Origin of the sequence: Serinibacter salmoneus (assembly GCF_002563925.1) — a bacterium.
GTDB classification, from domain to species: domain Bacteria; phylum Actinomycetota; class Actinomycetes; order Actinomycetales; family Beutenbergiaceae; genus Serinibacter; species Serinibacter salmoneus.
Window position 1 is genome coordinate 224546 of record NZ_PDJD01000001.1, and the last position, 18567, is coordinate 243112.

16 protein-coding genes and 1 tRNA gene are annotated in these 18567 nt (G+C 72.7%); 8 read left to right on the forward strand and 9 right to left on the reverse strand.

The annotated features are described in order from the left end of the window. Positions 1–34: 34 nt before the first annotated feature. The 3 genes from ATL40_RS00835 to ATL40_RS00845 form a co-directional block, all read right to left on the reverse strand. A complete protein-coding gene (locus tag ATL40_RS00835) occupies positions 35–1561 on the reverse strand; it encodes a S8/S53 family peptidase (protein WP_098467880.1) in 1527 nt (508 codons plus the stop codon). A 75-nt stretch (positions 1562–1636) separates the two neighbouring features. Further along, positions 1637–2185 carry a hypothetical protein gene (locus ATL40_RS00840; RefSeq protein WP_098467881.1) on the reverse strand — a complete coding sequence of 183 codons (549 nt, stop codon included), beginning with the start codon at positions 2183–2185 and terminating at the stop codon, positions 1637–1639. Positions 2186–2193: 8 nt separating this feature from the next. Then, on the reverse strand, positions 2194–2832 hold the full coding sequence (locus ATL40_RS00845) for an RNA polymerase sigma factor (RefSeq protein ID WP_169925845.1): 639 nt from the start codon (positions 2830–2832) through the stop codon (positions 2194–2196). A gap of 342 nt (positions 2833–3174) precedes the next feature. On the opposite strand from ATL40_RS00845, the gene ATL40_RS00850 reads away from it, so the two are divergent. Further along, positions 3175–3245 (forward strand) — tRNA-Gly (locus ATL40_RS00850). Between the two features lie 121 nt (positions 3246–3366). Here the strand turns inward: ATL40_RS00850 and ATL40_RS00855 are convergent. The 4 genes from ATL40_RS00855 to ATL40_RS00870 form a co-directional block, all read right to left on the reverse strand. After that, positions 3367–3660, reverse strand: coding sequence for a hypothetical protein (locus tag ATL40_RS00855; RefSeq protein ID WP_098467883.1), 294 nt, complete (start codon positions 3658–3660; stop codon positions 3367–3369). A 174-nt stretch (positions 3661–3834) separates the two neighbouring features. Further along, positions 3835–5082, reverse strand: a complete 1248-nt coding sequence (locus ATL40_RS00860) for a S8 family serine peptidase (protein ID WP_098467884.1) — start codon at positions 5080–5082, stop codon at positions 3835–3837. A gap of 38 nt (positions 5083–5120) precedes the next feature. Further along, positions 5121–6140: a hemolysin family protein gene (locus ATL40_RS00865; RefSeq protein ID WP_098467885.1), complete on the reverse strand. Its 1020-nt coding sequence runs from the start codon at positions 6138–6140 to the stop codon at positions 5121–5123. Beyond that, positions 6137–7615 carry a hemolysin family protein gene (locus ATL40_RS00870; protein ID WP_098467886.1) on the reverse strand — a complete coding sequence of 493 codons (1479 nt, stop codon included), beginning with the start codon at positions 7613–7615 and terminating at the stop codon, positions 6137–6139. The genes ATL40_RS00865 and ATL40_RS00870 overlap by 4 nt, the downstream gene beginning before the upstream one ends. A 349-nt stretch (positions 7616–7964) precedes the next feature. Here ATL40_RS00870 and ATL40_RS00875 point away from each other — a divergent pair, with 349 nt between their 5' ends. The 4 genes from ATL40_RS00875 to ATL40_RS00890 all read left to right on the forward strand — a co-directional run bounded on the left by ATL40_RS00875 (position 7965) and on the right by ATL40_RS00890 (position 12002). Continuing rightward, positions 7965–8477 carry a PH domain-containing protein gene (locus ATL40_RS00875; protein ID WP_098467887.1) on the forward strand — a complete coding sequence of 171 codons (513 nt, stop codon included), beginning with the start codon at positions 7965–7967 and terminating at the stop codon, positions 8475–8477. After that, positions 8474–10051, forward strand: a complete 1578-nt coding sequence (locus ATL40_RS00880; RefSeq protein ID WP_098467888.1) for a PH domain-containing protein — start codon at positions 8474–8476, stop codon at positions 10049–10051. Before ATL40_RS00875 ends, ATL40_RS00880 begins: the two co-directional genes overlap by 4 nt. After that, positions 10048–10638, forward strand: coding sequence for a TetR/AcrR family transcriptional regulator (locus ATL40_RS00885; protein ID WP_098467889.1), 591 nt, complete (start codon positions 10048–10050; stop codon positions 10636–10638). The genes ATL40_RS00880 and ATL40_RS00885 overlap by 4 nt, the downstream gene beginning before the upstream one ends. Positions 10639–10739: 101 nt before the next feature. Then, positions 10740–12002, forward strand: coding sequence for an MFS transporter (locus tag ATL40_RS00890; protein WP_245866553.1), 1263 nt, complete (start codon positions 10740–10742; stop codon positions 12000–12002). Between the two features lie 98 nt (positions 12003–12100). Here the strand turns inward: ATL40_RS00890 and ATL40_RS00895 are convergent, their stop codons facing one another. Then, positions 12101–13135, reverse strand: a complete 1035-nt coding sequence (locus ATL40_RS00895; protein WP_098467891.1) for a glutathione S-transferase family protein — start codon at positions 13133–13135, stop codon at positions 12101–12103. A gap of 96 nt (positions 13136–13231) precedes the next feature. Here ATL40_RS00895 and ATL40_RS00900 point away from each other — a divergent pair, with 96 nt between their 5' ends. Beyond that, entirely contained in the window at positions 13232–14584 is a 1353-nt protein-coding gene (locus ATL40_RS00900; RefSeq protein WP_143556830.1) for a hypothetical protein, read from the forward strand. Between the two features lie 35 nt (positions 14585–14619). Beyond that, positions 14620–15999 carry a potassium channel family protein gene (locus tag ATL40_RS00905; RefSeq protein ID WP_143556831.1) on the forward strand — a complete coding sequence of 460 codons (1380 nt, stop codon included), beginning with the start codon at positions 14620–14622 and terminating at the stop codon, positions 15997–15999. A gap of 291 nt (positions 16000–16290) precedes the next feature. Here ATL40_RS00905 and ATL40_RS00910 read toward each other — a convergent pair whose 3' ends face one another. Then, a complete protein-coding gene (locus tag ATL40_RS00910) occupies positions 16291–17052 on the reverse strand; it encodes a M50 family metallopeptidase (RefSeq protein WP_245866556.1) in 762 nt (253 codons plus the stop codon). A 155-nt stretch (positions 17053–17207) separates the two neighbouring features. Here ATL40_RS00910 and ATL40_RS00915 point away from each other — a divergent pair, with 155 nt between their 5' ends. Further along, positions 17208–18554, forward strand: a complete 1347-nt coding sequence (locus ATL40_RS00915) for an MFS transporter (protein ID WP_098467895.1) — start codon at positions 17208–17210, stop codon at positions 18552–18554. Positions 18555–18567: the final 13 nt, after the last annotated feature.

The window sequence follows — 18567 nt, forward strand, 5'->3', positions numbered from 1 at the left end:
TGGGTCCCTAGCCTGCCACGGCGCCGGCTGAGCGTCACGTGGTCTCGGGCAGCGTCAGCCCCGCCCGGGCGACGGCGTCACGCGCCCGGGCAACGGCGTCGTCCCCGCTCTGCTTCCTCGGCAGGGTGCGGCCGAGTGCTACGGCCACCTCGGCGGCGACCACGGGGGCGGCGAAGGAGGTTCCGCTCCAGATCGCGAATCCTCCCTGCGGCTCGTCGGGGTTGCCGGGGTCGGGTGCGCTGTAGTCGTCCGGGTCCAGGCTCTCCCGGCGCTGCGAGGGGCCGCCGGGGAGGCTCTCGCGCGCGGCCAGGGGCTGCAGTCCGCCCCGCAGCGGCGGCGACGTGCTCACCAGCGCGGCCCCGGTGGCGTAGGTGGTGACCCAGTCCCCGGTGTTGGAGAACAGGGCGATGGTGCCGTTCGGGTTGCGAGCGCCGACCGAGAGCACCGGGGCGCCGCTGAGGCCCGCACCCGCGTAGGCGGCGGGGTAGAACGGCCGGTTGGTCGCCTCGTTGCCGGCCGAGAGCACCACCGTGACCCCGAGCCGGGTCAGGCGCTCCAGGCTCGGCCGCAGGATGTGGTCGTCGTCCGCCTCGTCGGGGTCCTCGGGGTAGAACCCGAGCGAGAGGCACAGCACGTCCAGGCCGACGCCGGTGCCGGGGTCCTCGCGGTTGGCGGCGACAAGGTCCGCCACGTTCTCCAGCGCGCTGAGCAGATCGGACTCGGGGACCACGCCGGCGCCGTCGCAGATCCGCCAGGAGTACAGGTCGGCGTGCGGGGCGCGCTGCCGCAGCATGCCCGCGATGAACGTGCCGTGGCCCGCCACCGCATCCAGTACGCCGTCCAGCGGTCCGAGCTGATCGCCGTCCTCCTCCGCGGATGACTGCGCCGCGCTCCCGGGAACCCGACGGCGCACCACATCGGCCAGCCACGGGTGCTGCCCGCAGCCGGAGTCCAGGAAGCCGATCGCGGGGCGTCGGGTCTCGGGGTCGGCGGGTTCCTCGCCCCGGTCCGGCGCTCGCAGCACGACGGCGACGGGGCTGCGTCCACCTGCACCCGGCAGCTGGTAGCTGCTCGCCGGGGAGACACCGTTGGTGCCGTACATCCCCTTGCCGTTGGTTCCGTACATCCCGATCCCGTTGGTCCCGTACATCCCGATGCCGTTGGTGCCGTACATCCCGGGCCCCTGCGGGTGGAAGGCGGCGAGGAACACCGCATGGTCCAGCCCGGCGGCCAGGTGCGGTTCCCGGGCGCGGGCGGCCTCGAGCAGTCCGCTGGCGTCGGGCTCGGCCGCGCCCGGCTGCCGGGTGATACGCAGTCGCGTCACGGTGTCGGCGCCCGCGCTGCGCAGCACCCGCACGGCGTCCTCGGCGGTGTCGGTCTCGGGGGCCACGATCCACCCGCGCTCCGCCGCGACCTCACGCAGCAGCGCGATCGAGCGCGCGGTGTCCTTGCCGGTGACCAGCAGGTGATCGGCGAGATGGATCGTGCCCGCGCCGGTGCCCTTCGGGTCGGCCGCGCGCCAGGGGCGGGTGGCTGCGGGTGTGCGATCGGGGTGGGACATCCTCGACTCCTGCCGGGTGAGTGGACTGGCGTGCGGTCGGTCGGTCTGGCGTGCGGTCGGTGTCTACCTGAGCGCCTACCGCCCAGGGGGTACGGGATCGGGCGTGACTTGGAAGCCCGGGGTGCGGTGACGGGTGTGCAGGGATGGCCCGAGGACCAGGTCGAACAGGAGCGAGGCCATGCCCGCGGGGACGTTGTCGAGAACGAAGCGTCCGCCGTCGTCCACCTGTGCCGTGCCGGCGCCGGTGCCGTGCAACTCGACGGATCCGGGCGTGGGCGGGGCGACCCAGCCGTCTATCCGCCCGGGGGACAGGCGAAGGAGGATCTGGCGCTCGCGTCCGGCGAACTCCAGCACGAGCGGCTCCACCGCCCCGGCGTGGGTGCCGGCCCGCACGCCCAGCGCGAGCGCGTCGTGGCGGGCGACCAGCTCGAGGAGTTCGATGTCCAGCTCGTCCACGTCGGCGACCTCGGCCACGCCGTCGGCGGGCTCCGCTGCGTCGTCGGCCTCAGCCGCGCGCGCCGCGTCCACTGCCTCGGTGAGATCCCGGGCCAGGCCGGCGGGCGGCGGGTCCAGTCGCTGCCACAACGCGGCGATCTCGTGGAGCAGCGGGTCGTTGACGGTCATCGGGGCTCCTAGCGGGACGGGGCCGAAGGCGGCGTGGTGGGCGGGAGGGTCGTGGGGCGCGAGGTCATCGCGGTGCGGAGCTTGCCGAGGCAGCGTCCACGCGTGGGGCCGATCGAGCCGACCGGCATCTTGAGGTCGGCGGCGAGCTCGGCATAGTTCGGGCGGTCGCTGAACGCGATCACTCGCAGCAGCCTGCGGCAGCGTTCGGGGAGGGCGGCGAGTGCGCGCCAGAGCCGCCGGGACTCCGAACGCTCGAGCGCCTCCTCCTCCGCGGCGCGGTGGTGGGGAAGGTAGTGATCGAGCTCGACCTCCGGGTTCACCGGCGCGCGCCGCTGCTCCAGCCTGCGGGCGGCGGTGCGCAGGCGCCAGGCCTCGCGGCGGGTGGCGGTGATCAGCCACGCGCCGATCGCCTGGGGGTCGGCGATGGCCTCGCGGGAGCGGACCAGCGCGAGCCAGACGTTCTGCAGGCCATCGCGCGCCTGCTCCTCGTCGAGGTCGTACGCGCGAGCCACCTGCCACAGCACCGGGGTCATCACCTCGACCAGCGCCGAGGCCGATGTCTCCTCATCACGCCACGCCACGAACGCGTCGGCCGCACGTTGCCACGGATCGGCCGACTCACTCGCCTGCGAGCGTGGTGTCTCCACCTTCGACATTGTTGCCATACGACTCAGGAGGCGCCAGGGGCATGCCTGATACATGCGCGTGGCTGCAGATGCCGAGCGGGCGGTGGGACTCGCCCAGTGTGTGGTTGGGCGGGGGTGGGACTCGCCCAGTGTGTGGTTGTGCGGGGGTGGGACTCGCCCAGTGTGTGGTTGGGCGGGGTTCTCGTGCCCGCACGCTGCGCAGGAACCCGCTCGGCGGGGGTGGGTGGTGGGCGGTCTGCGGAGGCGCCCGCTCCACGCGGCGAGGCGTGCGCGCGGGCACCCCACATCACGCGCTAGGATGGTCGTCGTTGCCGTGAAGGGTGGTCCCCGTCCCGGCACGTCGCGGGTGTAGTTCAATGGTAGAACTTCAGCTTCCCAAGCTGACAGCGCGGGTTCGATTCCCGTCACCCGCTCCGCAGGACGCCGAGGCCCGTGGCCTCGGCGTTCGCCGTTTCGCCGCCCGGGCCATCGCATCGTCCGGGCCCGAGTGCCCAGCCGGCCGCATCACCCATTGCGCCAGTGCGTGGATCGCGCTCACCGCGGGGGCTCGGGCACCTCTCCCGGCGGGATGGACACCTCGGTGTCGTCCTCGACCGCGACCCCCGGCAGGCTCATCAGCGCCTCGCGGTGGTCCTCGTCAACCACACCCACCACCATGTGGATCGCCGTGAGGGTCCGCTCCACGTGCAGGCCGGCACCCTCCAGGGTGGGCAGTGCCTTCTCGACGTCCTCGGTCACGGTGACGATGACGCGACGGGCGTTCCTTCCCACGGCACGCCCCGTGGCCCCGTGCCCGGAGCCGCTCTGCTCCTTCGACCCCTCGCTCATGCCGGAAGGGTACTCCCGGCACGAACGCGCCGGGAGGGGCCGGGCGATACTGGCCAGAACGGCGTCAGCAGGGTGCGCGACGGCTCCGGTGCCGCGGGGGTATGCCGCGGGCGGATACCGCGCCAGGGCAGTTCCCCACGGGGAGCGCGGCCCAGCAGGCGGGCTGCGGTCCCCTCAGGCGGAGGTCGGCACCTGCGCGAGACCCCGGCCCACGAGTTGGGCCTCCTCGGTCAGCGGAAGCACACCGGCCAGTAGCGCATCCCAGAGTTCCTGCCCCCGAAGTCCTGTGGCCTGAGCGAGGAGCGCAGCGAGGCCCGCGACGTGCGGAGTTGCCATCGACGTGCCGCTGAGTACGGCGTAGGAACCGAGCGAGACGGGCACGCTGGAGTACACCGCCACGCCGGGACCAGCGAGGTTCACCTCGCCGCCGTCCCCGTTCAGGCCCACGCAGGAGAACTCCGCCCGCAGCAGGCTGTGGCCGACCGCGGCCACGGCCAGTGCGGAGGGACAGTTCGCGGGTGAGTTCACCGGCGCCCACCCGGCGTTCCCGGCGGCGGCCACCACCATCGACCCGGCCGCCAGGGCGGCGCTCGCCGCCGCCTCGTAGTACCGCAGGTAACTCTGCCCGATCGCGACGTCGCTGCCGAGCGACATGGAGATCACATGGGCGCCCTGCTCGATCGCCCAGTTCATCCCCTCCAGCACCCCGCCCGAGGTGCCGGAGCCGTTGTCGCCCAGCACCTTGCCGATGATGAGGGCGGCGTCGGGGGCCACGCCGTACCGCCGACCGCCCCCGGCGGGCACGTCCGGGCCCGCGACCGTGCCGGCGCAGTGCGTGCCGTGGCCGTTGCCGTCCTGCACGCCCTCGCCGTCGATGAAGGACTCCGTCACCATCGCGCGCCCCGTGAAGTCCGGGTGGCCGGTGTCGATCCCGGTGTCCAGCACGGCCACGCGGATACCGGCCCCGGAATAGGCCCCGCCGCGCGTGAGGATCCCTGAGGCCTGCAGGCCCCAGGTGAGTGCGGCCGTGTCGGAGAACGGCGGGCCGGGCGGGTCGTCCGGCCCGGGCGGGTCCGCGGGATCGGACGGGTCGGACGGATCCGGCGGGGTGCTGAGCGTGTGGACCCACACCTCCGGTTCCGCGGCACGGACCGCCATCTCCGGGTCCTCCACGGCCTCCGCCATGAAGGCGGGGGCCTCGGGCAGGATCGCGATGCCGAGGGAGTCCAGCAGCACCGCGTCCCCGGGGGAGGCCGGGGTGAGCCCCCCGATCCCGGTGCCCCGCATCCCGCTGGGGCGTACCGTGCGCAACCCCAGCCTGCCCACCGTGCTCTCGCAGGCCTCGCGTGCGCCGTCGAGCACCACGATGGTGCGCCCGGTGTACTGCGAGCTGGACGGGGTGGAGCTCTCCGGTGTGCTCATGACCCCAGCGTGCCGCAGCCCACCGACATCCGGGGAGATCAGTTCCCCGATCGCCCCTGGGCGCCGATCGGCAGCACGCGGCGGATCACGTCCGCGAGGGTGACCACGCGGGTGCCCTCGGGGTGGTCCACCACGGCCAGTTGCACGCTCGCGGCCTGCATCTGCGACAGCCCCTCGTAGACCGTGAGGTCGGCGGGCAGCACGAGCGGCGCTCGCACGAAGTCCCGTGCGAGGTCGGCGTCGTTGGCCACGAGGATGTCGCGCACGTGGACCACGCCGGTGGCGCGGTCGGCGTCGTCGCGCACCAGGATCCGCAGGTGCCCGGTACGGGTGGCCTCCCGGCGCACGTCCGCGACCGTGGCGCCGTGCGCCACCGAGGTGGGGTATCCCGGCCTGGTGAGGTCGCCCACGGTCTGCTTCTGCAGGTCCATCACCTGGGAGATCTGGCTCTGCAGCCGCGGCTCCAGGGAGCCGACCTGACCGGAGTACTCCACGAGTTGGCGGATGGTCTCCGCGTCACGGCCGCCCACGGCGGCGCGCTCCACGGGCTCCACCCCGGCCCTGGCCACCAGCCAGTTCGCCATCGCGTTGACCATCACCAGGATGGGGCGGAACAGCCAGGCCAGCGCCCGGGCGGGCGGACCCACCAGCCGCGCGGCCAGCTCGGGGTGCGCGATCGCCCAGGACTTCGGCGTCATCTCGCCGACCACGAGGTGCAGGAACGTCACCACACCCAGGGCCAGCGCGAACGCGATCCCATCGGCCAGCCAGTACGGCAGGCCCCACTCGTCCAGCACGGGGGAGAGCAGGTGGTGCACCGCGGGCTCGGTGATCGCACCGAGCGCGAACGTGCAGGCCGTGATCCCGAGCTGGGCGACGGCGAGCATGATCGTCAGTTCGTTCATCGCCCGCAGCGCCGAACGCGCCGCGCGGTCCGTGGGGGCCATCGCCTCCAACCGGTGGCGGCGCGCGCCGAGCAGGGCGAACTCGATGACCACGAAGAAGGCGCTCGCCAGGATCAGCGCGGCGGTGATCGCCAGGGTCGTCCAGATGCTCATCGCTCCTCCTCCTGCTCGGAGGCGGGATCCGCGTCCGCGTGTGCCCGCGAGGGGGAACCCCCGCCGCTCCCGGGCGAGGACTCCTCACCCGGGTGCGCGGCGCCGTCGTGCACCTCGTCGTCCTCCGGCTCCTCCTCCAGCGGCTCCTCGAACATCTCCACCCGCACCTTGGCCGGCACGTGGCGGTCGATCTCGAGGATGTCGACCTGGAGGTAGTAGCGCACCGGGTCGTCCTCCACGAGGTCCGAGCCCTCCACGGGCAGGTCGATGCGGACCTGCTCGCCCTCCTCGGGCAGCCGCTCCAGCACGTCGATGAGCAGCCCGGAGACGGTCTCGTAGTCGCCGCGCGGCAGGTCGCGGCCGAGCTCGCGCTCGACCTCGTCCAGGTGCACGTCGCCCTCGATGACCCAGGCGTCCTCGCCGTCGGGCGTGAGGTCGTCCTCCTCGGGCGGGTCGTGCTCGTCGGTGATCTCCCCGATGAGTTCCTCGGCGAGGTCCTCCACGGTCAGCACCCCCACGAACCCGCCCCACTCGTCGATCACGCAGGCCAGCTCGTTCTTGGTGGCGAACAACTGCTCGAGCACACTCTGCAGCGGCATGGTGGTGGGCACCACGAGCGGATCGCGCATCACCTCGGTCACGGGCCGGTCGTCGTCGCTCGCGCAGGGCAGCACATCGGCCATGTGGACCACGCCGATCGGCTCCTCCCGCTCCGCGATCACCGGGTAGCGGGTGTGGCCGGCGGACATCAGCACGCGCATCTCGCGCAGGCTGGTCTCCGGCTCCACGGTGTCGGTCAGGGAGCGCGGGATCATCGCGTGCTCCACGTCCTGATCCGGGAAGTCCAGGATCCGGTCCAGCAGCAGCGAGAGCTCCTTGGGCAGGTCACCGGACTCGGTGGAGTCGTCGATGATCTGCTCGAGGTCCTCGGCGGTGGCGGAGGAGTCGATGTCGTGCACCGGCTCCACGCGCAGCAGCCGCAGGAACGCGTTCGCGGACTTGTCGAAGAAGGTGATGAGCCAACCGAAGACCTTCAGGTACGCCAGTGTGGAGGCGGCCAGGGTCCGCGACAGCGGCGTGGGGTTGGCGATGGCGAGGTTCTTGGGGAAGAGCTCACCGAAGACCATCTGCACCACGGTGGAGGCGGCCAGCACGACGGCGGTGATCCAGGCCGCGCTCCCGGCCAGTCCCAGCAGCTCGCCGATCGAGGAACCCACGAGAGGTTCGGCCACGTAGCCCACGAGCAGGCCCGTCACGGTGATGCCGAGCTGGGCGCCCGAGAGCATGAAGGAGGTGCGGCCAGTCACCTTCAGGGCGCGTTCGGCCTGCTTGTCCCCAGCGGCGACGCGGGCGCGCAGCGCCTGCCGGTCCACGGACATGTAGGCGAACTCCTGCGCCACGAAGTACCCGTTGGCGGCGATGATGACGGCGATCGCGACGATCCCGCCGAGCAGCGTGAGCCAGGTGGCGATCATCGGGGGGCCTCGCTGACCGGGTGCACGGCGGCTCGGCGGTGCGTTCTCGTGCGAGGCGGCGCCGCGGGTGCGCGGCGGCGCGCGCGAGTGACGTCGATGTGCGCGAGATGGTGCGCCGGACGTCGACGCTCACGGGTGTCGTCGTCTCTCGCGGGCGACTGGCCGGAGTGCGCGCGCGGCACGGTGGAACTGGGGCGCTGGGGGTCGGGCGTCGACCCCTCGGGTCTGGCGCTGGGCACGGTGTGGTGTGTCCTCCTGGTAGCGGAGATTCGATGGTAGCCGGTGTGGGACATCGGAGGGCTTGACCGATCGGTCTAGAATTAGTCCGTTCGGTCAACTAGGAGGGAACATGCTGGATTCACGGGATTCGCAGGGCGACGTTGATCTGCGGGAACCCGAGTTCCCCGTCTCTCGGCGGGCGATTGCGTGGTGGGCGCTGCGCTCACTGCTGGCGTGGGGATCGATCCTCACAGCGCTGATCGTTGTCGCGGTCGTGTGGCCCTCGGCGCGCGTGTGGTTGTGGGTGCCGATCGGTGTCGTCGGGGTGGTCGTGATCGCCACCGTTGGGCTGCAGCCGTGGTGGCGCTACCGCGTGCACCGATGGGAGGTCTCGCGCGAGGCCACGTACGCCCGCACGGGATGGCTGGTGGTGGAGTGGCGCGTCTCTCCCACCTCGCGCATTCAGACCGTGGATGCAGTCCGGGGACCATTGGAGCAGCTCATGGGCCTGGCGACGCTCCGTGTGACGACGGCCTCCTCCTCCGGCGCCGTCCGCATCGTCGGCCTGGAGCATACGGTGGCGCAGGAGGCCGCCACGCGGCTCGCGCGCATCGCCGACGTCGACGAAGGTGACGCCACGTGAATGACGGAGCGGACCGCCCCAGCCAGCACGAGGGACCCTGGCTGAGGCTCAGCGGGCGTGTGGTCTGGGTCGACCTCGCCAAGAGCGTGATGTCGGTACTTCCGGGCGTGGTCGCCATCGCGCTGTTCGACGTGGAGCCGACCGATTCCTCGTTGTGGCCGTTCGTCGCGATCGCGATGTGGGGGATCATCTCCGCGGGGGCAGATCTGGTGCGTTGGGCGGCGACTCGCTACCGCGTGACGCCCGACGCCGTGGAGCGCCGCACCGGCGTGTTGGTTCGCCGCGAGAGGATGATCTATCGGGACCGGATCCGCAGCGTGGACCTCACCGCTCATCTTCGCCACCGGCTCTCCGGCCTGCGGGTGGTCACGGTCGGTGCCGGGCAGCAGGCCGGTGCGGGCGAGTCCGCTCTGCATCTGGACGCCTTGAGCGTTGCCGACGCGCTCAACCTGCAGGAGCGACTCCTGATCGGCAGCGGGAAGCCGCCGGGAGTCCCGGTCTCGTCTGCGGAGCCGGTCGACCCCGCGTCCGCTGCCGTTCCAGAGGGGAGGCCCGACGGCGATCGGGAGCAGGTGCAGGTGCTTGCGCGGTTTCGGGCAGGCTGGGTGGCCTACAACGTGGTGGGTGTGTGGGGGTACGTCACGGCGGCGGGAGTCCTGTGGGGCGCGTACTGGGCGCTCGGCACCGTTGGCGTGGACCTCGTGCAGGTGGGGCACAGCGTCTCTGGCTGGGACGACCTCAGGGCGTGGCATCGAGTCCTGATCGTCGTCGGACTGGGTGCCGTCGTCGGTGGGCTCGGCATGGCCGTCAACTTCATCGTCGGGTACTGGGGCTTCGAACTCGCGCGCACCCGATCCGGCGCCGGGACGTATCTGCGGACCCGCCGCGGACTCCTCTCGAGACGGGAGGTCAACCGCGACGAGGCCCGCGTGCGTGGGATCTCGATCGGTCAACCGCTGCTGTGGAGGTGGATGCGCATGGCCGATACGAACGTGATCACCACGGGTCTGAGTGTGTGGAGTGTGCAGCAACCCAGCGCGATCGTCCCGCGGGGCCCGCTCGGTGTGGCTCGCGAGGTGGCTCGCGAGGTCCTCGCGCCGGCGGACCCCTTCGCCGCGCCGTTGGTCCGGCATCCCGGGGCTGCGCTGCGCCGTCGGGCATGGTGGGCGACCTGGTGTGTGGCGGCGGTTGTGCTCTTCTTCGCGCCGTCCCTCGTGGTGGGGCTGGTGCCGCTCACCGTGCTGTGGTTCGCTCCGCCGCTCCTGATCCTCGCGTTGCTCCTGGCGTGGGCCTCCTTCCGGGCGCTCGGGCACGGCGTGGACAGGGAGTACGCGATCGTGAGGTCCGGGACGATGAGTCGTACCACCTCGGCGTTGCGTCGCGATGCCGTGAGCACGGTGGCGGTGAGGCAGTCCATCCTGCAGCGCCGACTCGGTTTGAGTACGGTCACCCTCATGACGGCTGCTGGGTGGTGGGCCTATCCCGCGCCGGATCTCAGTGCGCGCGACGCGGTTGAGTTCGCTTCGGACGCCTCGGCGGGTCTCCTGGACGCCTACCGCGGCGATGCGCGATGAATGGCACCTTCATCGAGGCGGCTCGGCGTGCCCAGATCATCGACGGCGCGATCGACGTCATCGCCGAGCGCGGCTACCACGCTGCTTCGCTCGCATCGATCGCGGCGAGAGCGGGCGTGGCGAAGAGCGCGCTCCTGTACTACTTTGACAGCAAGGACGCATTGTTGCGGCAGGTGCTCGAGGAGGTCTTCGCGGAGATCGAGAAGCGGGTAGAGGCTGCCGTGGCCGCTCAATCCGACGCTGCGGCGCGGTTGATGGCCTACGCCAGCACGTATCTCCAGATGGTGGACGAGCAGCGTCGCCGGGTCGTGGCGGCTGTGACGATCGCGGTCGCACATCGCGACGCGGACGGGACACCGCTGTACCTGGTGCCTGAGGAGTCCGAAGGGCTGCTTCTCCGGCTGGTTCGCACCGGATTGGCTTCTGGCGCGGTCAGAGGTGAGTCCGCCCGCGATGTTGCGTCGGTGATCGAGCACTTGTTGGACGCGAGCATCACCCACGTCCAGCGCGACCCCGACGCGGACCTGCGTGGAATCACTCGCGAGATCCTCCGACTCATCCGGGATGGCGTGCTGCGCGAGGAGTGATCTGCCGATGCGTGGGGAATGTGCAGGCCTGTCGAATCGTTACGATGGGCGCACGGCATGACTCGACGGCGAGTGCACACCACCCCACGAGAGGCCTCACCTTGACCGATCTCAGCCCGGCCCGCGTCCGTTGGGCGCTGCTCGCCCTCGCCCTCGGCGGCTTCGGCATCGGCGCCACGGAGTTCGTGGCGATGGGCGTGCTGCCCCAGATCGCCGCCGACCTGCTGCCCTCGATGTGGGACGCGAACGAGGCCGACGCCATCGCCCGCGCCGGCCTGCTCATCTCCGCCTACGCCGCCGGGGTGGTGGTCGGCGCCCCGACGATCGCGGCCCTCGTCGCGCGTTATCCGCGCCGCCGGGTGCTGCTGGCGCTGACCGCGGCGTTCACGCTGGGAACCGCGATGTCCGCGCTGGCGCCCACGTTCGAGCTCGCGGTGGCGGCCCGCTTCATCGCCGCGCTCCCGCACGGCGCCTACTTCGGCATCGCGGCCCTCGTGGCGGCGAGCCTGATGGGCCCCGGCAAGCGCGGCCAGGGCATCGCCCTGGTGCTGTCCGGTCTGACGGTGGCGAATGTGATCGGGGTGCCCCTGATCACCGCCCTCGGGCAGAGCTCCGGCTGGCGCATCGCCTACCTCGCCGTCACCACGATCTTCGCGCTCGCCACGGCCGCGATCGCCCTGGCCGTCCCCGCGCAGCCGGGCGACGCCGGTGCCACGATCCGCCGGGAGCTCAGCGCCCTGCGACGTGGCCAGGTGTGGTTCGCCCTCGGATTCGGCGCGATCGGCTTCGGCGGGTTCTTCGCCGTCTACACCTACGTGGCGCCGATGACCACCGACCTCGCGGGCCTGCCCGAGGGGGCGGTGCCGTGGTCGCTGGTCTGCGTGGGCCTGGGGATGACGGTCGGCAACTTCCTCGGTGGACGCATGGCGGACACCGGGTCGATGCGCGCGGTACTGCTGCTCTTCCCGCCGCTGATCGCCTCACTGCTCGCGCTGGCGCTGCTGGCCGCGCAGCCGGTGGCGCTGTACCTGCTGCTGTTCGCCGTCGGGGCGTTCTCCTCGGCGATCTCGCCCGCGATCCAGACCCGACTCATGGACGTGGCGGGGGACTCCCAGACGCTGGCCGCGGCGCTGAACCACTCGGCGCTGAACATCGGCAACTCCCTCGGGGCCGCGCTGGGCGGTGCGGTGATCGCCGCCGGGCTGGGGTACGCGGCGCCCAGCTGGGTCGGCGTGGTGCTGGCGCTCGCGGGCTTCGCCCTGGCGCTCACCAGCCGCGCCGTCGACCGGCGCTCGCGGATCCGCCGCGAGGTGGCCGGTCCCCCCGGCGCGGTGCCGTCTGAGTCCTCCGTGCCGGTGGGCTGAGGCACCTCCGCTCTCGCCCGCCGAGCGGCCTGTTGCGCCGAGGTGGGGCGCGTAAACGCTGCGTAGACGCACGCTCGGCGAGTCGGCGCCAGCTCGACTCAGGGCAGCGGCGAGTGCCCGGGAGAGACCGCTTCGCCGTCGCGCACCGGCCCGGGCGGCGTGCCATCGCCGAACGGCGACCCCGCCCCCAGCGACTCCCGGCCGTGCGCCGTGAGCCAGCCCTCCAGGGATGGTCCCTTCGGCACGATGCCGGTGGGGTTCACGTCGGTGTGCACCCCGTAGTAGTGCCGCTTGATCTGCTCGAAGTCCACGGTGTCGCCGAACCCGGGGGTCTGGAACAGGTCACGCGCGTAGCCCCACAGCGCGGGCATCTCGGTGAGCCGGTTCCGGTTGCACTTGAAGTGCCCGTGGTACACCGCATCGAAGCGCACCAGGGTGGTGAACAGCCGCACATCCGCCTCGGTGATCCGCGGGCCCATGAGGAAGCGCCGGGTGCTCAGTCGCTCCTCGAGCCAGTCCAGCGCCGTCCACAGCCGGTCGTAGGCCTCGTCGTAGGCCTCCTGGGACCCGGCGAACCCGCACCGGTACACCCCGTTGTTGACCTCGGTGTACACGCGGCGCATCACCTGCTCCATCTCCTGCGCCTGCTCGGCGGGGAAGAGGTCCGGCGCGCCGTCGCGGTGGTGTGCGCGCCACTGCGAGGAGAGATCCCGGGTGATCTGGTCGAAGTCGTTGGTCACGACCTGTCCCGTGGCGACCTCCACGACCGCCGGCACCGTGATCCCGAGCGGGTACTCGGGGTCCCGGGCCAGGTAGGCGTCCCGCAGGAAGTGGATCCCGAGCACGGGATCCAGCCCGTCGGGGTCGAGGTCGAAGGTCCAGGAGCGGGCATCGTGGGTGGGGCCGGGCAGGCCCACGCCGAGGGCGTCCTCCAGGCCGAGCAGGCGCCGCACGATGAGCGCGCGGTTCGCCCACGGGCACGCACGGGCCGCCACCAGGCGGTACCGCCCCGGTTCGACGGCGTAGGGCGAGCTGCCATCGGCGGTGATCCGGGTGGTGAGGTAGCGGGCATCGCGCTCGTAGGCGGCGCCCTGGGTGGTGTACGTCGGCGTGCGGGAGTCCTGATCGTTCACCGTTCAATGATCGCAGGGCTGCGCGCGGAACGGGGGATTCATCGATCGGGATCGCACGAGTGCCGGCCGCGCCCGTACCCGCACTACGCTGATCGGGTGACGCGCGCCGCGACCACGGCTGGTCGCCCCACCCCCCACCGCTCGTCCGGCCGCAGACCCGACCGATTCCGCCCGCCCGCCTGGGCGTGGCAGGTGCTCGCCGTCTACGCCGCGAGCCGCGTGCTCGCGACCACCGCGCTGCTCATCGCGCGCCATCACCAGGCCGAGTCCTTCCCCGGCTGGCACGGTGACCCGCGCCCGCCCTACGGCGTCTTCGCGGCCCGGTGGTGGGACGGCTGGTGGTACGAGCGGATCTGGACCGAGGGCTACCCGGGGGAACTGCCCCTCGCCGATGGCTCCGGCGCCCTGCCGGCCGGCGCCGTCGACCTCAACGCCTGGGCGTTCTTCCCCCTCTACCCGATGCTGGTGCGGCTGCTGACGGACGCCCTCGCGCTGCTCGGCATCGAGGCGACGTGGCTGGTCACGGCTCCGATCGTGTCCCTGATGGCGGGCGCCGCGGCCATGCTCGTGATCCATCGCACGGTGGTGGTGGGCGCCCCCGAGGCCACCGCCCGTCACCCGTGGCTCCCCCTGGCCACGGTGGCGACCCTCGCGTTGTGGCCCTCCGCCGTCGTGCTGCAGACCGGGTACACCGAGGCGCTCGCGCTGCTGCTGGTGGCCACCAGCCTGCTGCTCATCATGCGGCGGCGCTACGGCTGGGCGATGCTCGCCGTCGCGCTGCTCGGGCTGACGCGGGCAGTGGCGCTGCCGATGGCCGTGGTGGTGGCGGTGCACCTGGTGCTGCGCTGGCGCGAGGTGCCCGACGGCGCCGCTCGCCCCGGGCGGGCGGAGGTCGCCTCGGGGCTGGGGTTGCTGGCGGTGTGCGGCATCTCGGGCGGGCTGTGGCCGCTGGTCGCCGGGTGGGTGACCGGCCGCGGCGATGCGTACCTGGCCACGCAGGCGGCCTGGCGGCCGGAGTCCGGGGTCTCCCCGTTCCAGGGGTGGGAGCGGCTCGCGACGTTCTCCGGCGTTGGGGTGGCGCTCGCGCTCGGTGCGGTGGCGCTCGTGCTCGCCCTGCTGTGGCTCGCGCGACCGTGGCGGTCTGCGGCTTCTGCGGCGCTGCTGCGCCCGGAGCCCTGGGTCTGGTGCGCCGCGTACCTGCTCTACCTGGCGGCCGTCACGGACGTGATCTCCAGCCAGTTGCGGTTCCTGCTGCTCGCGTTCCCCCTCGCCGTGCCGCTGCTGCTCGCGACGCCGATGGCCCTGACGCGGGCGGGTGAGCCGCGGGCGTGGGTGACGCGGGTCTGGGTGGGGACGCTGCTGCTCGGACTCGCGGTGGCGCAGGTCGCGTGGGTGTGGACGGTGTGGATGCAGGTGCTCGGGGAGGAGACGTTCCTCAAGGCGCCGTGAGGTGAGGCACCGCCTGGTTTCCTACGATGACGGGCATGAGCGAGGCGAGCGAGACCACCGAGACGGCCCGAGGCCGTGGCAGGCTGCGCCTCGCGCTGGCCAGTCCGGCCGAGGTACGGCGCGAACACTGGGAGCGCCTCGCCGCGGTGCCGCTGGCGCTCGCCGCGATCGCGTTCCTCGTGGCCTACGCGGTCCCGATCGTCTGGCCGGGTGTGGACCACACCTTGCAGCGGGTGTGCACAGTGGTGGTCCAGGTGGTGTGGCTCTCGCTGCTGGTGGACTACGTGGTGCGTTTCGTGCTCGCTCGCGCCAAGCGTCGGTTCGTGTTCCATCACCTGCTGGACCTGGTGGTGCTCGCGTTGCCGATGGTGCGCCAGCTCCAACTCCTGCGCCTGGTGGCACTGTTCTCGATCCTGGACCGGGTGGGGGTGCGCACGTTCCGCGGCCGGGTGCTGACCTACGCGGTGGCGGCGAGCGCGCTCAGTTTCCTCATCGCCTCCTTGGCGCTCACGAGCACCGAGCGGGGTGCGACCGGTGCGACGATCGAGAACTTCGGCGACGGCATGTGGTTCTCCATCGCCACGCTCACCACGGTGGGGTACGGCGACATGTACCCGGTGACGACGCAGGGCCGCGTGATCGCCGCGGCGCTGATGATGGTGGGCCTGGTGCTGTTCGGGACCGTGACGGGCACGCTCGCCTCCTACGTGGTCTCCAAGGTCTCCGGCGAGTCCGCACCGTCGGGCCAGGCCGCCGGGGCGAGCGCGCCGTCGCCGGCCGAGGGATCCCGAGTCAGCGGGGTGGAGGCCGCCGGCGACGCGGGTGGCGGCATGGGCACTGGTATCGGCACGGAGGCCGACGCCGAGGACGCCGCCACTGAGACCGACACCCAGGCCGACACCGACACCGACACCGACACTGAGACGGATACGGACACGGATACCGAGGCCGATGCCGATCCCGCCGCGGACGCCGCCGCGGACGACCTGGTGCGCACCGGCCGCGCCGCCTGGGGTGACAGCAGGCGCCGCCGTGCCTTGACGACTCTGCTGGCCGCCGGGGCGCATGTGGCGATCGTGTGGTTCGCCGCGCTGGCGGTCTTCGCGCAGTTCGGCGGGGTGCACGCCACGGTCGCATTGGTCGCCCTCACCGCGGGGGAGGCCATCATGCTGCCGCTGACGCTCATGACGGCGTGGGGAACCTTCCGGCACCGCGCGCCGAACCCTCGGTGGCTGCACTGGGCGCCCGGCGCGATGATCGCGATCCTGGTGGCCACGCTCACGGTGGTGCTGTTCGACACCGAGACCGACACCGCCGTGCTCGCCGTCATGTCGATCACCTGGGCGTTCGTCGGCGCCGTGCCGCTCGCGATGGCCTACGCGCAGACCATGCCGGCCCGCACCGACATCCCGTGACGCCGCACCGCCGCACTGCCCACACCGCCGCACCGCCGCGCCGCCCACACCGCCGCACCGCCGCACTGCCCACACCGCCGCGCCGCTGCACCCCCACACCGCCGCGCCGCCGCGCCGCCGCGCCGCCCACACCGCGAAACCGTGGCGCGTGCGGCGGGGACGTGGCCTGCGGGCACGTCCCCGGCGCGGGAGGCACGGATTCGCGCACGTGTGTGGGGCGGGGCGGCGCGGGAGGCACGGATTCGCGCACGTGTGTGGGGTGGGGTGGGGCGGTGCGGTGCGGGGTGTGACTCAGGCGAGGGTGGCGTTCCAGAGCCACCAGACGGCGCCGGCGGTGGCCGCAGCGATCGCGAGCAGCTGGGTGCCGACCCAGAACCAGCCCGGCCACCCGGTCTGCCGCGCGAGGTCGGCGGGGTCGCTGCCGCGCGGCGAGGGGGCGACCGCGGCCCAGTGCCGCCATGCCCCGAGCAGGAGGAGCGCCGCGATCACCAGCAGGACCGCGCCGGAGCGGTAGTCCGACCGCCACCACCACAGCGCGCCGGCGCTCGCCGCCACCAGCAGGGTGACCCCGGCGGTGGCCCAGGAGCGCACGAACGCCAGGCACAGCACGCTCACGACGGCGGTAGCCAGCATCACCGCCGGCGCCCACCCACGCAGGGTGAGCCAGATCAGGCCCGTGCCCACCAGCGCGGGAGCCGGGTACCCGGCCCAGGTGGTGAGCGCGAGGCCGAGTCCGTGCGGCTTGCCCACCGTGACCGCGTGCCCCGACATGTCCCCGCGCACCACGAACCCCGTGAACCGGCGCCCGGTGAGGATCCCGACCGCGGCATGGCCGAGCTCGTGCACGAGGGTCACCAGGATGCGCACCACCCGCCAGGTCGCCGGCACCAGAACCAGCGCCACGCCGATCAGCAGCGGTGCCCACACCGACCAACGACCGGCGGCGTCCACCGCCCAGCCCTCGATGTGCGGGGTCCGGCCGGTGCGGATCACGACCTCCTGCCACCACGGCGCATCGCTCCAGGGCAGGGAGTCCAGCAGGATTCGCGTCACCCGCCACATCCTGGCAGCACGGGCTGAGACCCGCCCCGCGAGGTGCTCCCGGTCGCGCGCTTCCCCCGCCCCGTTCGCGAGGCATTCTCGCCCGCCCGGTGGACGCATCGCGGACACCCGCGCCGCGGGACGCCGGACTCCCGCACACTGGTGACGTGCCCACCTCCGCCCCCGCCGTGTTGCGCGGCGCCGGGGCCGGCGGCATCGTCGCGATGCTCGCCCTCTCCCTCGCGCTGCGCGCGCCGTACGTCTCCGTGCCGCCGGTGGTGGCCGAGATGGGCGAGGCGCTCGGGGCGAGCCCGTCCCAGATGGCGCTGCTGACCTCGATCCCGGTGCTGTGCTTCGGCCTCATCACGCCGGGCTCCTCCTGGGTGCTGGGCCGCCTGGGGTTGCGGGTCTCCGGCGCGATCTGCCTGATCGGGGTGGTGCTCGGCGCCGCGCTGCGCAGCGGTGGCACGCTGGCGATGGCGATTCTCGGCACCGTGCTGGTGGGTGTGGCGATCTCGCTGGGCAACCTCGTGGTCCCGGTGCTGATCGGGCGCTGCTACCCGATGCGCGCCGGGGTCCTGATGGGCGCCTACACCGCCACGATGAACGTGGGTTCCACCGCCGCGACCGCCGCCACGGCGGTGCTCGCCGTCTCCCTGGGCTGGCCGCTCGCCACCGGGGTGTGGGGCGTGGTGCTCGGCGGGGTCGGCCTGCTGCTGTGGCTGTTGCTGCTGCCGCGCTCGGCCGATCACGACCGGCACCGCCCCACGACGCGCGCCGGATCCGAGGAAGCGGAGCCGACCCCCGACCAGGCCCCCGACCGGACCCCCGACCAGGCCCCCGACCGGACCCCCTCCGCGACCGCACCGGACACCTCCCACGGCCCCACGGCCGGCCGGCCGCCCGCGCCGGTCCGGGCGAGCCGGAACCCCACCACCTGGCTGCTCGCCTTCGCCTTCGCCGGTCAGGCGATGAGCTGGTACGGCGTCACCGCGTGGCTGCCGGAAGCACTGGGCGACGTCGCGGGGCTGAGCATCCAGGCCGCCGGGGTGGGTGCCGCGGGCTTCCAGGTCGCCGGGATCGTGGGCCCGATGCTGGTTCCCGCCTTCCTCGCGCTGGTGCCGCTGCGGGGCCGTGCCCGCGAGGTCGCGCTCGTGGCCACGATCTGCGCGATGTGGGCGGCCCTGCCGCTCGGCATGATCCTCGCCCCGCAGGCGTGGGTGGTGTGGGTGCTGGTGACCGGGGTGGCGCAGGGGGCGTTCTTCACGACGATCTTCCTGCTGGTGGTGCGCCGCACCGCCACGAGCGACGAGAACCGCCGGATGGCGGCGATCGTGCAGTCCTTCGGCTACACCGCGGCGGCGCTCGCCCCGATCCTCATCGGCTGGGTGCACGAGCGGGTGCCCGGCTGGGACGTCCTCTTCCTCGCCGTGGGGGCCTTCGTGGCGGTCATGACCGTCGCCGGCCTGCTGGCGGCGCTTCGACCCGAACCCCCACGCACGGCAGTGATCTGACAGGAGTACACCG